This window comes from Halolamina salifodinae, from assembly GCF_017874235.1.
Lineage (GTDB): Archaea > Halobacteriota > Halobacteria > Halobacteriales > Haloferacaceae > Halolamina > Halolamina salifodinae.
Map to the genome: position 1 here is coordinate 428125 of NZ_JAGGLC010000002.1, position 14628 is coordinate 442752.

17 protein-coding genes are annotated in these 14628 nt (G+C 68.5%); 10 read left to right on the forward strand and 7 right to left on the reverse strand.

Annotation, left to right across the window (positions count from 1 at the left end; all coding sequences use genetic code 11):
* Positions 1–74 precede the first annotated feature (74 nt).
* Together J2753_RS06580 and J2753_RS06585 are read left to right on the forward strand one after the other, a co-directional pair.
* A complete protein-coding gene (locus J2753_RS06580; RefSeq protein ID WP_209491126.1) occupies positions 75–953 on the forward strand; it encodes a fumarylacetoacetate hydrolase family protein in 879 nt (292 codons plus the stop codon).
* 298 nt (positions 954–1251) lie between these two features.
* Complete coding sequence (locus J2753_RS06585) at positions 1252–2646, forward strand: LamG-like jellyroll fold domain-containing protein (RefSeq protein WP_209491127.1); 1395 nt, start codon at positions 1252–1254, stop codon at positions 2644–2646.
* Positions 2647–2652: 6 nt separating this feature from the next.
* On the opposite strand, the gene J2753_RS06590 is transcribed toward J2753_RS06585, so the two are convergent.
* Complete coding sequence (locus J2753_RS06590) at positions 2653–3495, reverse strand: hypothetical protein (RefSeq protein ID WP_209491128.1); 843 nt, start codon at positions 3493–3495, stop codon at positions 2653–2655.
* A gap of 84 nt (positions 3496–3579) precedes the next feature.
* On the opposite strand from J2753_RS06590, the gene J2753_RS06595 reads away from it, so the two are divergent.
* The 3 genes from J2753_RS06595 (at position 3580) to J2753_RS06605 (ending at position 6919) form a co-directional block, all read left to right on the forward strand.
* The gene (locus tag J2753_RS06595) at positions 3580–5025 is read left to right on the forward strand and encodes an NAD(P)H-hydrate dehydratase (RefSeq protein WP_209491129.1); all 1446 of its coding nucleotides are present in this window, start codon (positions 3580–3582) and stop codon (positions 5023–5025) included.
* Positions 5018–5572, forward strand: coding sequence for a cyclic pyranopterin monophosphate synthase MoaC (gene moaC, locus J2753_RS06600; RefSeq protein ID WP_209491130.1), 555 nt, complete (start codon positions 5018–5020; stop codon positions 5570–5572). The genes J2753_RS06595 and moaC overlap by 8 nt, the downstream gene beginning before the upstream one ends.
* 99 nt (positions 5573–5671) lie before the next feature.
* A complete protein-coding gene (locus tag J2753_RS06605) occupies positions 5672–6919 on the forward strand; it encodes an erythromycin esterase family protein (protein ID WP_209491131.1) in 1248 nt (415 codons plus the stop codon).
* A gap of 26 nt (positions 6920–6945) precedes the next feature.
* Here J2753_RS06605 and hflX read toward each other — a convergent pair whose 3' ends face one another.
* A complete protein-coding gene (hflX, locus tag J2753_RS06610) occupies positions 6946–8268 on the reverse strand; it encodes a GTPase HflX (protein WP_209491208.1) in 1323 nt (440 codons plus the stop codon).
* Positions 8269–8346: 78 nt separating this feature from the next.
* Entirely contained in the window at positions 8347–8694 is a 348-nt protein-coding gene (locus tag J2753_RS06615) for a thioredoxin family protein (RefSeq protein WP_209491132.1), read from the reverse strand.
* A gap of 158 nt (positions 8695–8852) precedes the next feature.
* On the opposite strand from J2753_RS06615, the gene J2753_RS06620 reads away from it, so the two are divergent.
* The 5 genes from J2753_RS06620 (at position 8853) to J2753_RS06640 (ending at position 11763) form a co-directional block, all read left to right on the forward strand.
* The gene (locus J2753_RS06620) at positions 8853–9164 is read left to right on the forward strand and encodes an ASCH domain-containing protein (protein WP_209491133.1); all 312 of its coding nucleotides are present in this window, start codon (positions 8853–8855) and stop codon (positions 9162–9164) included.
* Between the two features lie 102 nt (positions 9165–9266).
* Positions 9267–9812 carry a hypothetical protein gene (locus J2753_RS06625; protein ID WP_209491134.1) on the forward strand — a complete coding sequence of 182 codons (546 nt, stop codon included), beginning with the start codon at positions 9267–9269 and terminating at the stop codon, positions 9810–9812.
* A 65-nt stretch (positions 9813–9877) separates the two neighbouring features.
* Complete coding sequence (locus tag J2753_RS06630; protein WP_209491135.1) at positions 9878–10261, forward strand: ArsR/SmtB family transcription factor; 384 nt, start codon at positions 9878–9880, stop codon at positions 10259–10261.
* A complete protein-coding gene (arsB, locus tag J2753_RS06635; protein ID WP_209491136.1) occupies positions 10258–11310 on the forward strand; it encodes an ACR3 family arsenite efflux transporter in 1053 nt (350 codons plus the stop codon). The genes J2753_RS06630 and arsB overlap by 4 nt, the downstream gene beginning before the upstream one ends.
* Positions 11311–11316: 6 nt before the next feature.
* Positions 11317–11763, forward strand: coding sequence for an arsenate-mycothiol transferase ArsC (locus J2753_RS06640; RefSeq protein WP_209491137.1), 447 nt, complete (start codon positions 11317–11319; stop codon positions 11761–11763).
* Here J2753_RS06640 and J2753_RS06645 read toward each other — a convergent pair.
* The 4 genes from J2753_RS06645 to J2753_RS06660 are packed head-to-tail and all read right to left on the reverse strand — an operon-like array spanning position 11760 to position 14624.
* Positions 11760–12467: a DUF2270 domain-containing protein gene (locus J2753_RS06645; protein WP_209491138.1), complete on the reverse strand. Its 708-nt coding sequence runs from the start codon at positions 12465–12467 to the stop codon at positions 11760–11762. The genes J2753_RS06640 and J2753_RS06645 overlap by 4 nt on opposite strands.
* 6 nt (positions 12468–12473) lie before the next feature.
* Positions 12474–12866 carry a DUF302 domain-containing protein gene (locus J2753_RS06650; protein WP_209491139.1) on the reverse strand — a complete coding sequence of 131 codons (393 nt, stop codon included), beginning with the start codon at positions 12864–12866 and terminating at the stop codon, positions 12474–12476.
* Between the two features lie 46 nt (positions 12867–12912).
* Positions 12913–13506 carry a class I SAM-dependent methyltransferase gene (locus tag J2753_RS06655; protein ID WP_209491140.1) on the reverse strand — a complete coding sequence of 198 codons (594 nt, stop codon included), beginning with the start codon at positions 13504–13506 and terminating at the stop codon, positions 12913–12915.
* Positions 13506–14624, reverse strand: coding sequence for an MBL fold metallo-hydrolase (locus J2753_RS06660; protein ID WP_209491141.1), 1119 nt, complete (start codon positions 14622–14624; stop codon positions 13506–13508). The genes J2753_RS06655 and J2753_RS06660 overlap by 1 nt, the downstream gene beginning before the upstream one ends.
* Positions 14625–14628 lie beyond the last annotated feature (4 nt).

The following is a 14628-nucleotide window of genomic DNA, read 5'->3' on the forward strand; positions in this document are numbered from 1 at the left end:
GTCCCGGTCGAGGGATAATCCTTTAGCCCACCACACGGCCGGAGCTTTATGCGCCCCACGGACGGGGGTAGCCCATGCGCTACTACCGACAGGCGGGCGACGACGGCCCGCGGCTACTCGCCGTCGCTGATCAGGGCGACGACGCCGATGCCCGGGACCTCACGGCGGTCAAACCCCGGCTCCGGACGTTCCGTGACCTCGCGGCGGCCGCCGACGTGGCCGACGAGGGAGTCGACGACATCGCCACAAATCTCGCCGCCGAGGCGCCGCGCGTCGACGCCCCCGCGGACGGCGACACCGCGCTCCCGCTCATCCCCGAGGAGGTCTGGGCCGCGGGCGTCACCTACGAGATCAGCGAGCAGGCCCGCGAGGAGGAGAGCGGCATGGCCGACGTCTACCTCGACGTGTACGACGGCGAACGCCCAGAGATCTTCTTCAAAGCCACCCCGAGCCGAACGGTCGGCCCGGGCGAGGCCGTCGGCGTCCGCGGCGACTCCGACTGGAACGTCCCCGAACCCGAACTGGGACTCGTCCTCTACGACGGCGAGATCGTCGGCTACACGGTCGGGAACGACGTGAGCAGTCGCGCTATCGAGGGAGAGAACCCGCTCTACCTCCCGCAGGCGAAGGTGTACGACCGCTGCTGTGCGCTTGGCCCCTGCGTCGTCGGCGCCGGCGGCGTCGAGGACCCCCACAACCTCGCGATGTCGATGCGGATCGACCGCGACGGCGAGACGGTGTACGACGACGTCACCTCGACCGCCGAGATGGCCCGCACCTGCGAGGAACTGGCTGACTACTGGCAGGCCCACAACGCCGTCCCGGAACTGGGCGTGTTGCTCACTGGCACGTCGCTGGTCCCTGAGGGGGAGTTCACCCTCCGGCCGGGCGACGAGGTGACCATCGAGATCGAGGAGATCGGCGAACTCCGCAACTCGGTCGTGGAGGTCTGACTACGGTTCTCCGGGCGCCCAGACTTCCCGGTGAGACCGGGCGCGGCGAGCAGGCCGGCCAAGCCGCGGCTCGCGGAGAAGGGGTGCCCCGAGCACGGAGCCGTCTGTCGGCAATCACGGCGCGTGACTGGTCCGTCGGGTGTCGACCGCGGAACGGCTCCGGCCGTGGTTGGCAGTCGGCTCTCGGTGCTTCGGCACCGATAGCTCACGGGCTGGCGGAGTTCGTCACGGCGTGACCAGTGCCCGACGTGCTTATGTCTCTCGCGTCCTCCGATCCCCTCATTCAGGTACGTCCAACATGACGACGCTCACAATCGCACGCCGACGGGCAACCATCCTCGACTACCTGCGGGACGGCCCGTTCGACAAGCGAGAGCTGTTGGACCGCGTCGCCGCCTCGCGTTCGACCGTCGACCGCGCCATCGAGGAACTGATCGAGCAGGGGCTGGCTCGTGCGGTCGACGGCGGCTACGAGGCCACGCTCGCGGGGGTGCTGGCGCTCGAACGCGTCCGGGCGTTCGACCGCGACGCCGACGCTATCGAGGCGGCGGCGCCCGCGCTGGCACCGCTCTGGAAGGAGAGCGACATCGACGTCGCGTTTCTCCGCGGTGCAGACCTCTCCCTTGTCGGCGAGGATTCGGGAGTGCGCCTGATCGGGGCGTTCGGTGTGGCGATCCGGAACGCCGACGAGATTCGCGGGATGTTCCCGCAGATCACCCGCCCGTCGAATCTGGAGACGTTCCACGCGCGGGCCGACGCCGGGGCCGCGGTCGACTTCGTCGTCTCGGACTCGCTGTTCGAGACGCTGGCGTCGACGTTCCCCGGGTGGCTCCAGGATCTGACTGCCGGAAGCGGGCAAATATCGGTCGGCCCGGTGCCGGAGTACGCGCTGGTCGTCTGCGGCGCCGGCGACGAGCGCGAGGCGTTCCTGCTCACCTACGACGACGGCCGCCTCCACGGCGTACTCCGGAACGATGGCGACGCAGCCGTCTGGGCCGACGAGCGCATCGCGTCGATCCGGGCGGACGCGGCCGACCAGCAGGAACGCATCGATGGGCTCGCGGGCGGCTCGGGGTTCGGCGGCGTCGACGGCACCACGCCGCCGTTCGGCGAGGCCTCGGCGGTCCCACAGGGGTCAACCGAGGCGAGAGAGGGCGAGGCGCTACTCGCCAGTGGGTACGCAATCGACGGCGGAAAACTCCGGACCCCGGCGGTCGGGACCAGGGAGTCAGCGACGGTCGCGTTCTGGATGCGGCCGACCGACCTCGAGGGTGGCTGGCAGATCCTGCTGAAGTGGGACTACCTCGCGCTGGCCCTGCGCCGCGGCGAACTCCACGGGATGGTGTACAACCCCGACCGCGAGCAGCGCCGCGCGTACACGGCGGTCCCGACCGATGACCTCGCGGGGGGCCGCTGGCAGCACGTCGCCTACAGCTACGACGAGTCCCGCGCCCGCCTGTACCTCGACGGCGCGCTCGTCGACGAGACGGAGGACGACTACCCGCTCCGTATCGACGAAATCGGCGCCGCGCTGGGCTACCACTACAACGAGCGCGATACGGGTGTCCACGAGCCGACCTACGAGGGACGGCTGTACGATGCGCGGCTCTACGGCTCGGCGCTCTCTCAGGAGGCGATAGAGCGTCTGGTGACGACGACGGGTCCCGCTTCGGTGGCGTGGGACGCCGAGTGAGCAGCGTCAGTCACCGAGGAACTGCTGGGCACGTGTCGCGATGGCCGCACGGAACCCAGCCCGGTCGATGTCGTGCTCACTCGCGAACAGTCGCCCGTGCTCCTCTCGGTAGATGTCGTCCAGCGTGCGCTCCTGCAGCACGTCGACGGATAGCTCCCACCCCCGGCCACGGAGTCGGTCGGCGACGCGCTGGAACCGTTGGTCGGTCGCGACCGCCGCGGCGAGTGATTCGGCGTCGGTGGCTCCCGCGAACTCTCCGGACCCTCGAGACTCTGTGGAAATCCCGGAATTTTTGCGCTGTACACGCCCGCCGGACTTGTCACGAACTACGACGCCAGCGGCAGGGCCGTCGGACCACGCCGACTCGGGGATCGTGTAGCCCTCTGGGTCGAAATCGCGGCTGTTGCGCTCGCGCTCGAACGCGTTGGCCGGGTGGAGGCCGAGTCGCTCGTAGATCCCTTCGACGGCATCGGGCGGCCGGAACGCCTCGGACTCGGCCGACCAGACGCCGAGTCCGAGAAACGGCGGCAGGCGGGCCCAGTCGTAGTCGATACGCTCCCGGTGGGTCGCCCAGCCGACGAACGTGAGGTCGGAAACCTCGTCGACGGCGCCGCGGAGCGCCTCGCGGTCCAATCGCTCCCTGACGTGCCGGACTGCGCGCCGGCACTCCGGGGGAACGGCGTCGAAGTCGCGATAGGTCCCGCGAGCGCTGCCGAACCGGAGCCGCCCCGCGTCCCGGAGTTGGAACCGCAGGATCGACCCCTCGACGGCCTCCAACAGCCAGAGATGGCCCGAGAGCGCGGACGCCGACGCGTCGTCGATGGCGGGGATCGGCGGGAACTGCTTCACAGTTGGCCTCGGCCCGCCGTGCGGGTATGCGTTCCGGCACCCCACGCCACCACCCTTAATCCGGGGCACCCCGAAGCCGGCGGCATGATCACGAGCAGGCGTATGGCCACGGTCGACCACAACGCCGCGGCGCTGGGGATCCCCCTCCGGGTCCTGATGGAGTCTTCGGGCAACGCGGTCGCCCGGCGGGTGCAGGAACTCACAGACCCCGCCGACAGCGTGGCGCTGGTCTGCGGCCGCGGAAACAACGGCGGCGACGCGCTGGTCGCTGCCCGGTTCCTCGACGACCGGGAGGTGACTGTCTATCTGCTGGGCCGCCCCGAGAGTATCACGACCGACATCGCCCGAGCGAACTGGGAGGCGCTGGAGCAGGTCGAGAGCGGCATCCGAACCGTCGCCGACTCCCGCGCGTTCGCGCTCGACGACCCGGATCTGGTCGTCGACGCGATGCTCGGCACGGGGATCACGGGCGACCTTCGGGAGCCAGAGGCCAGCGTCGCCCGAGCCATCAACGACGCCGCGGCGTCCGTGCTCGCGGTCGACGTGCCTTCGGGCGTCGACGCGGACTCGGGAGCAGCAGAGGCCGATAGCGTCGGGGCCGATCACGTCGTCACGTTCCACGACCTGAAGCCGGGAATCGCCGACCATCCGGACGTGACCGTCGCGGACATCGGGATTCCTGCTGCAGCAGAGGAACTGGTCGGCCCTGGCGACGTAGAGGTGCTGGGAGCCGGCGGCAGCCAGAAGGGCGAAAGCGGCCGCACGTACGTCATCGGCGGCGGGCCCTACACCGGCGCGCCTGCCCTCGCCGGCGGCGCATCGCTCTCGGCCGGCGCGGATCTGGCGTTCGTCGCCTGCCCCGAGTCGGTGTTCGACCCCATCGCGGGCTACTCCGAGGACCTGATCGTCCAGCCGTACGGTGACGGGGCGGACGGAGCCGACCACCTCACGCCCGAGCAGGTGCCGGACCTCGTCGATGTCGCCGAACGCCACGACGACGTTGTCGTCCTCGGCCCGGGACTCGGGCGGCATCCGGAGACCGAAGCGGCGGCCCGCCAGTTCCTCGCCGAGTTCTCGGGCACGGCTGTCGTCGACGCCGACGCGCTGGCGCTGGTGCCGGAGGTGGAGACCGACGCCACCCTCGTACTGACGCCGAACCGCTCGGAGTTGGCCGAACTCGGCGGGCCCGATGTGGACGATCTCGCGGCCCACACCGACGAGATCCGGGACCTCGCCGCGGATCTGGGCCACACCGTTCTGGCGAAAGGCCCACACGACGTGATCACCGACGGCGAGCGAGTGCGGCGCTGTCGGGCCGGCACGCCGGGGATGACCGTCGGCGGCACCGGCGACACGCTCGCGGGCGTCGTTGCCGCGCTGCTGGCCCGCGCGGAGCCGTTCGAGGCGGCCTGCGTCGGAAGCTACGTCAACGGCCGCGCGGCTGAACTGTTGGACAGGGGGGCGGGCCTGCGCGCGACCGAACTCCAAGAGACCATCCCGGTGGCGCTCCAAGGGGGCGACGATGAGTGAGGACGCCGATTCCGACGACGCCGGTGACGCCACCGGCGCCGCTTCCGACACCGAACTGACCCACACCACCGACGACGGCGACGTGCAGATGGTCGACGTGGGCGAGAAGCCCGACACCGGCCGGCGCGCGGTGGCTCGCGGCGAGATCCACCTGACCGAGTCGACGACCACGGCCGTCCGCGACGACGGGATCGGGAAGGGCGACGTGCTCGCAACCGCCCGGATCGGCGCGATTCAGGCGGTCAAACACACCTGGGAGACGATCCCGATGTGCCACCAGATCCCGATCACGAACGTCGAGACCGACTTCTCAGTAGAGGGCGACCGGATCGAACTCGAGATAGCCGTCGAGACGACCGGGAAGACCGGCTGCGAGATGGAGGCGATTCAGGGCGTGACGACGGGCCTCGGCGTCGTCTGGGACATGGTGAAAGCCGCGGAGAAGGAGGTCGTCGAGGAATCGGGAGAGATGGAGGCCAGCGGCTACCCGGGCACGGAGATTTCGGGGGTTGAGGTCGTGAGCAAGGAGAAACGCGAGCTACAGTAGTAAATCTGGCTTCTGTTCGGCCCTGATTGCGAAAAATGGACGGTGCGGTAGTCCGTATTCCGACAGGTTTAGGTAATCGTCCTGACTGGATGTTGTTCCATGTCTGAAACGGACCCAGACCTCGTCTTGTCGGTATCGGAACTCGCGAGCCCTCTCCCTAGAACGGACGAACTGACGGCCGCGGAACTGCCCGCTGGGCTGCGCTCCCGGTTCGACGATGCGACGGTCCTCGGACTGGGCGAAGCCTCACACGGAACCCGGGAGTTCGTCGAACAGCGGTTTCGGCTCACCCGACTACTCGTCGAGGAGTTTGGGGTCCGGACGGTTGGGCTGGAAGCCGGCTTCGACCCCCTGTGCCGGGTCGGTGACCGCATCGACGCCGGCGAGGGGGACATTCGCCCGCTGTTGGCCGAAATAGACGTGTACGAGCCGATGAAGGTCGAGGCGATGGCTGACTTCTTCGGGTGGCTCCGGTCGTTCAACGCCTCGCGCCCGCCTGCGGATCGCGTCCGTCTCTACGGCTTCGACATGACGATCATCGAGCACGCCGCCCTCGAGATCGAACCGTTCCTCGACCGAGTCGGCGCCGATATCGACGCGTCGCTGCGCGAAGACCTCGACACGATGGCCGCGGGCTACGACGACGACGCGGAGCGGCAGGCGATGCTCGAGAGCGCGGAGCGGGCGCTGTCAACGCTCCAGCCCATAGTCGACGAACACGAGTCGCCGTGGGTCGAAGCGACTTCGCGCCGCGCGTACGAGCACGTCCGCCACCGGCTGAACCTTATCGAGGGGCAGATCGAAGCCCACGAACGCGACCACGAGGGGCGGATGGCACTGAGAGACGAGACGATGGCCGAGAACGTGGAGTGGATGGAGGAGCTATCGACTGGCCCAGTCGTTCTGTGGGGTCACAACGGGCACCTCAACCGAGGACGGCACGTTCTCGAGGAGTGGGATGTCGACGTACCGTCGATGGGTGAGTGGCTCGCGGACGCCTACGGGAAACAGTACTGTCCCGTCGCGTTCGGGCTCGGGGGCGGTGACGTGACTGCGCTGGACGGTGAGACCGGGGAGCGAATCGACTACCCGATCCCCAACCCACCGTCCGAGTCGGTTCCGGCCGTCCTCCGGCAGGTCGACGAGCCGCTGTTCTGCCTGTCGGTCGACGAGCTCCACGAGGATCCGACGATCCGGGACTGGCTCGGCACAGAGCCCCAACACCACACCATCTGGGGCGGTCACTCCGACGGCGACGACCCCGTGCGGTACTCCCGCTCCGACCTCTCCGAGTTCGACTGGTTCTGCTTCGTCCGGGAGACATCACCGATGGTCAGTATCGACTGAGCGGAAAAACCGCCGCTGTTGCCGGCTCAGGCTTCGCCGGCTTCGGCGTCGACGGTCGGCCGCTCCACGTCGGCGGCCTTCGCGCGGGCTTTCGACACCACTGCAGGCGGCGCCTCGAACTCGACGACCACCTGCTGCTCGCCGTAGCTCTCCTCGTGGACGTTCCCGTTGTCGTGGATCCACGAGACGACGCTCATCGCGTCGTCGCTGACCGGGAGGAGCAGTCGCTCCTGCTTCCAGTCGGGGAGTTCGCGCTCGACGCGGTCCCGGAGGGCCTCGACGTGCTCGCCGGTCTTCCCCGAGACGATGACGGGGTTGGGCGCCAGCGCCGAGAGCGCACGCTTGCGGCGCTCGATTTCGGGCTCGTTCAGCTTGTCGGCCTTGTTGAACACCGTGACGATGGGTGCCTCGTTGCGGTCCGAGAGCGTGTCGTGGCTGGTGACGAGCTTCTCGCGCATCGCCTCGACCGGCTCGGAGGCGTCGACGACCAGCAGCACGAGGTCGGCGTGGTACACCGAATCCAGCGTGGACTTGAACGACTCCACGAGCCAGTGGGGCAGGTCAGAGACGAACCCCACGGTGTCGGTCAGCAGCACCTCCCGAGTGCCGGTGTCGGCCTTCCGAGTAGTCGTGCCGAGCGTGGTGAACAGTCGGTCCTCGGACTCGGCGGTGGGTTCGATGTCCGGATGGCGGTCCTCGTTCTCGTCGACGCCGAGTTCGGACGCGAGTCGCCGGAGGAGCGTCGACTTGCCGGCGTTGGTGTAGCCCGCCAGCGCGACGAGGTCGAACCCCTGATCGCGGCGCTGGGCGCGGCGCTTCTCCTCCTTCTCGGCGATGCGGTCGAGTTCCTCGGAGATCCGCGAGATGCGGTTCTTGATGTCCTGCTCGCGGGACTCGTCGTACTCCCCCAGGCCCATGAAGCCGGGGCGTTCGTCGCGTTTCGCGAGGCTGGCCTTGGCCTCGGCTCGCGGGAGTTCGTAGCGTAGCTCCGCGAGTTCGACCTGTAGCTGGGCCTTGCGGGTCTGGGCGCGCTGCCCGAACACTTCGAGGATGAGGGTGAAGCGGTCCAGCACGTCGACGCCTTCGGAAAGCTTCCCGCCGACGTTGTACGTCTGGAACGGCCCCATCTCGTTGTCGACGACGACGGTGTCGGCCTCGGTCTCGCGGACGAGAGCCGCGAGTTCGGCGACTTTCCCCTCACCGAAGTGGTAGGCGGCGTCCTGCGTGCGCCGCTGGGTGAGTTCGCCGACGACCTCGTAGCCGGCCGCGCGAGTTAGCTCCGCGATCTCCGAGAGGTCAGCCTCGCCTTCGTCGACGCGCTTGGCGACGACGGCACGATCCTCAGCGATGGCTTTCGAACACCCCGGTTTCGTTCATACCTCGTGTAGGTGGTCCGCAGGCATGAATCCCGCGGTGGTTTACGTAGGTTATCGGCGCTCGGCCGAACTGTTCTCGGTCACGAACACCACGACCGACTCCGTGCCCTCGAAGCCGCTGGCCATCCGGGCGACCGGTTCACCGCCTTCGAACAGCAGGAGCGTCGGGACGCTCTGGATGTCGTACTCCTCGACCAGATCCAGATCCGTCTGAGGGTTCAGCATCGCTACCGTTGCGTCGGTCGCGCGGGCGACGTTGCCCACGACCGGTTCGATGGATTGGCAGAGCGTGCAGCCCTTGGTGTAGAAGTCGACGAGCACCACGTCGTGGTCCGCGACGAGGTCGTCGAGTTCGTCGCCGGTGTCGAGTCGGTGGGGTTTCTCGAACGCTCCGTTCATACCCAAAATAGGCGCCCGACGCGGATATGCCCCGCGCCCGTGGCAGCTAAGGGCCGCGGCGTCGACGCGGCCGTCGACCGTCGCGACTGCGGCGATACGCCGCTGTCTGGGGCACCGCTGTCCGGAGGTATTTACGCTGCGAGCCCCCACCTCCGCCGATGAGCGACGACCACTCTGCGAGACTGATTCCGAGCGAGCACATGCGCGAACAGGCCCTCGAGGGCGAGGTGACCCAGATCCACCGCGGGCAGGCCTACGCTACCGCCGGCGACACGTTCGAGATCGACGGTGAGACGTTCGAGGTCGTCGACGTGACCGAGCGAACGCTGGGTGAGATGACTGACGAGGACGCCCGGGCGGAGGGTGCCCGGGATCTTGAACACTACAAACAGATCCTCCAGCGCGCCCACGACGAGTTCGAGTGGGACGACGACAGCCGGATCGTCCGGCACCGCTTCGAGCGGGCCTGAACCGCCGCTTCTGTCGACGAACGCCTCCCTGACAGCCGGCGTGTGGATGTTGGCCAATCCACCCCAACATCTTTTGTGTTGGGGTCGAAAGGCCAACACATCATGAGCGACGATCCACCCGTCCAGCCCGACGGCGGGCCGGACACCGATCTGCTGGACGCACTGGCCGAGCACGGCGAGTTCGCCGTCGACGTGGGCGACGACGCCCACGCCGAGTCGAACGGTCTCAACGTGGAGACGCCAGAGGGGCGCCTCAGCTTCGAGGTGTACCCCGTCGAGGACTACGGCGCCGACCACGAGCGCCACGACCCCGACGGCGGCGTCTACGTGAACCGGTGGTTCTTCGACGGCTACACCGTGCTTCACGTCCACGACACCGAGTCAGACGCGCACTCGGTGCTCGTCCGCGAGCAGCACCCCGAGGAGCGTGCGATGGAACTCCGGGACCACGGCGTCCCCGAGCGCCGCGCCGAAATCGTCGCGCTCCGGGAACGGGGGCTCAGCTACGCCGACATCGTCGAGGCCACCGGCGCCGGCGGCCCGAACCACCGCGGCGACGTCTCCAAACACCTGCAGGCGTTCAACCGGCAGGTCGGGCAGGCGAAGTGGCTGGCCGCCAATGCTGAGGCGTTCGAACTGGGGAACTGACGACGCTATCTGAACAGCCTTTCATACCGGAACGGTTATCTGAATAGTCACTCAAGCAGCGTTCGATGACAGAGTCCAGACCGCGCCTGCGGCGCCGCATCGAGGCGGAGGTCGGCGAGTGCTGTGACGCCGACGTGGAGCAGCGACTCGCCGAACTCGACGAGTTGGCCGACGCCGCGGGGGACGGCGGCGTCGACGCCTTCGCCGCGCTGGGCAACGACACCCGACACCGACTGACCCGCCTGCTCTCGGCGGCCGAGGGCGACCTCTGTGTCTGTGAACTCGACCCGCTGGTCGACGTGAGCGAGAGCGCGGTCAGTCACGCGCTCGCGGACCTCGTCGACGCCGGCCTCGCCAGCCGACGCAAGGAGGGCAACTGGCGCTACTACCGCAGCACCGACCTCGCTGAGGACCTGCTCGCCGTCGTCGATCAGGAGGGCGACGCGTGAGCGACTCACTGGGCGTTCTCGACCGCTACCTGACCGTCTGGATCGGACTGGCGATGGTGCTTGGCGTCGCCGTCGGCCGGTTCGCCCCGGGCGCGGTCGAGGTGCTGAACGCCGTGACGTGGCACGGCACCAGCCTCCCCATCGCCGTGGGGCTGTTCGTGATGATCTTCCCGATCATGGCCGAGATCGACTACGAGCGCGTGCCGACGGTCACCCGAACCGCGCGCACGGAGATCGCGCTCACGCTGGCGTTCAACTGGCTGATCGCGCCGTTCGTGATGTACGGCCTCGCGACGACGTTCCTCGGCGGGCGCCCGGAGTTCATCACGGGCCTCATTCTGGTCGGGATCGCGCCGTGTATCGCGATGGTGCTGATCTGGAACGAACTCGCAGCGGGGAATCAGGAGCTCTGTGCGGTCTGTGTCGGCGTCAACAGCCTGCTCCAGATCGCGCTGTTTGTCCCCTACGCCTTCCTCTTCCTGACGGTGATGCGCGGCACGGCCGTCGACGTCTCGATGTCGCTGATCGCCCAGATGGTCGGCGTGTTCCTCGGCCTGCCGCTGATTCTGGGCTACCTGACCCAGAAGGTGGCCTTCGGGACCATCGGCCGGGAGGCGTACTACGGCCGGCTGATCCCACGGATCAGCCCGCTCGGTCTGCTCGGCCTGCTGTTCACGGTGGTCGTGATGTTCGCGCTGAAGGGCGACTACATCGTCGCCAACCCCGGCGAGATCGTGCTGATCGCGGTGCCGCTGCTGATCTTCTTCGCCGGCCTCTGGGCGCTGGCCTACGGCGCCAGCGCGCTGCTGGGCTTTTCCTACACCGAGGGCGTCAGCGTGGCGTTTACCGCCTCCTCGAACAACTTCGAACTCGCCATCGCCGTCGCCGTCGCGGTGTTCGGCGTCGCCAGCGACGTGGCGCTCGCGACGGTCGTTGGCCCGCTGATCGAGGTGCCGGTGATGCTCGCACTCGTCCGCGTCGCGCTGGTGACGAAGTCCCGGCTGTTCCCCGAGAGCGCCACCGTCACTTCTCCCGTCACGGGCGACTGATCCATCATGTCCGACACCACCACTGAGCCCACTGCCGAACCGACCCGCATCGGCTTCGTCTGTGTTCAGAACGCCGGTCGCTCCCAGATGGCCTACGCCTTTGCCCAGCGGGAGCACGCCGAGCGAGGCCTTGCGGACCAGTTCGACCTGCTCACCGGCGGCACCCGCCCCGCCGAGCACGTCCACCCCGAAGTCGTCGACGCCATGGCCGAGGTGGGGATCGACCTCGCCGACCGTACGCCCCGAGAGGTGACCGTCGACGATCTGCGGGCGAGTGACTACGTTATCACGATGGGCTGTTCCGCCGAGGACGTCTGTCCCGCCGGCTGGGGCGGCGAGAGCCGGGACTGGGGGCTCGATGACCCGGACGGTCGCTCGCCAGAAGCGGTCGCAGAAATTCGGGACGAGATCCAGCGACGGGTCGCCGCGCTGTTCGACGAACTCGCGGACTAACGGTTCCGTTTTCGGAGCTCTTCAGCCCGAAGCTCCCCTTTCGCGTGCCACGTCCGGGGGCGGCAGGCGACGACGACTGCTGCGAGATAGACGAGTCCCACGGCCGCGGTCACCGCCGTGCCGGGGATCATCCCGACCGCGGCGCTCGCCGGGAACGGCTCGCTCGAGAAGGCCGTCACCCGGATCAACCACGCGGCGAGTACGACCCCCGAAAGCGGGAGGTAGATCCGCCGCAGGCGGTGGGCGAGTGCTTCCTCGGCGCTGATCTTCAGCGTCGGCGTCCGGTAGTCACGGCTCAGCTTCTCGCGCCAGGCCTCGTCGGCGACGCCGACCGAGGGGTCGAGGCCGTACGCCCAGACGTTCTCCTGCATGATCCGGACCCGGCTGCGCCAGATCTCGTAGCCGCGGTAGCGCCGGGCCTCGATAGTCAGGAAGATGCCGAGCGTGGCGACGCCGACGAGCAGCACGTAGTGGGGGTTGTCCGGGCTGGAGAACGCCCAGGTGACGATGGCCGCGACGACGATGACCGCCCAGCGCGTGGTGCGGTCCAGCCGTTCGCGCCAGAACTTCATCCGGTGGACCTCCCCGCGGTAGAGGTGGGCCATGGCGGAACTCGGGCCCATCTCCTCGTCCAACAGCCCCTCGCCGACGTTGCGGTACTCGGGATCGGTCGGATCGACCTCGGGCGGGGCGTCGTCGCTCATCGTCGATCAGGCGCCGAGCTCCCCGAGCACGCGCTCGAAGCGTTCGCCCACGTCCGTGGCAACCTCGTCCAGTTCGGGGTTGTCCACGACCGAGAGCAGCTCCCCCGGATCGACGGCGCTCACGCCCACGTCGCCGTCGTCGGTCTCGTAGACGATCACGTTACAGGGCAGCAGCGCGCCGAGTCGCGTCTCGGTTTCGAGGGCCTGCTTGGCCAGCGGCGGGTTGCAGGCGCCGAGGATCCGGTAGTTGCGGAAGTCGGCGTCGAGTTTCTTCGCCAACGTCGCCTGAACGTCGATGTCACAGAGGACGCCGAACCCCTCCTCTTCCAGCGCGTCGACCGTCTCGTCGACCACGTTGTCGAACGTCCCGTCGACCGTCACGTCCAGAGTATAGGACATAACGCACAATACTGCGGTTGGCCCCTTAGGTGTTGCGTCCGACCGGTCAGGGTTCGGGGCGGAACACCGCGCCGTAGTGGTACGGTGGGAGGTCAACGACTTCATCGAGCGTGAACCCTGCTGCGGCACAGACCTCGAGTGTCGCTTCGGCGCTCATCCGTCGCTCCGTCGGCGGTCCGCGTTCCTCCCCGAGCACGGTGGTCTCGGCCCGCGGGCGGTCCCGCCAGTTCACGACGGCGAAGCGTCCGTCGTCGGTGAGCACCTCGCGGACAGTCTCGGCGAACGCCTCCTGCTCCGAGATGCCGTGGAACGTGTTGGCCAGCAGGGCGAACTCCACCGGCACCGGGAGGGCGTCGCCGAGGTCCCGCGCATCAGCGCGGATGGTCTCGACCGCTAAACCGCGCTCCCCCGCGCGCTCGGACACCGACGCAAGCAGGCCGGCGTCGATATCGACGGCGTACACGGCTCCGTCGGTCCGCTCGGCCAGCGCCAGCGTGAACAGGCCGTCGCCCGCACAGACATCGACGACGCGGTCGCCCGGTTCGACGCCGAGTCGTTCGACGACGCGTTCGGGGCCGGGCCAGAGCTGTTCCCACCAGTCCCGATCCGGCTGGGCGGTGTTCTGGAACCGGTCGGACATCAGTTGGCTGCGCAGTTGTTCGGGCCGAGTTCGAGCGCTTCGGCGTCCTCCCCCGCCTCCTCTCGGCCCCAGTTGATCTGCTTGATCCGGTTGTAGTTTGCCGGCTCGTCGGCGAGGCTCTCGACGATGGTCTCGACGAACGCCGTCCGGTCGCCTTCGGCAGCGTAGCTGAACAGTTCGTTGGTCGCCTCATCCCGCAGGGCGCCCAACTCGGTCGCGAGCGGCCGGTGCGTCTCCTCGGAGAAGTGGCCGGGGAGCACGAGTGTGCCGTCCGGGAGCGCGAGCAGGCCGGTGAGGCTGTCGAACAGTTCGCCCGCGGCCGCCCGGACGGCGTCCTCGGCGCTGTCCTCGAGATCGGGCCGGCCGACGCTCCGGAGGAACAGCGTGTCCCCCGAGAGAACTGTCCCGCCGAACCGGAACGAGATGCTACCCGGCGTGTGGCCGGGCGTATAGGCCACGTCGAGGTCACGCTGGCCGACAGGGATCGAGTCGCCGTCGGCGACGCTCCTCACGTCGTCGCGCTCGGCCATATCGGCCTCGTGGAGGTAGTACGGCACCTCGTGCTCCGCGGCCAGATCCGGGCCACCGGAGACGTGGTCCGCGTGGGCGTGCGTGTCCGCGACGCCGACGATGTCGAGGTCACGCGCCACGGCGGCGTCGACGTACACGTCGAGGAACTGGCTCGGATCGACGACGACCGCCTCGTCGCCGTCGTGGACCAGATACGAGAGACAGCCAGTCCCGGGCCGGACGATCTGAACGACGCCGTCCGCGTCGCCGATCTCGTAGGCTTGGTGGACGCGGCCCCAGCCGTTCATCCCGCCAGCGACCGACTTCGCGTCGAATCCGTGGTCCTGCAGCACGGCCGCGGCCCGCGAGGAGGTCACGCCGCCGACGCAGATGATCGCGATCTCGCGGTCTTCGGGGAGGTTGTCGAGATGGGCTTCGAGCGACCCGAACTCGTGGTCGAGCAGGTCGTCGTACACGGGGACGTTCGTGCTTCCCGGGATCCGCCACTCCTCGTAGTCCGCCTCGTTGCGGACGTCGAGGACGAACAGGTCGTCGTCGGGGTCCTGAATCCGGCGAGCGACTTCGTCCGGCGAGACAGTATTGTTCATTTCG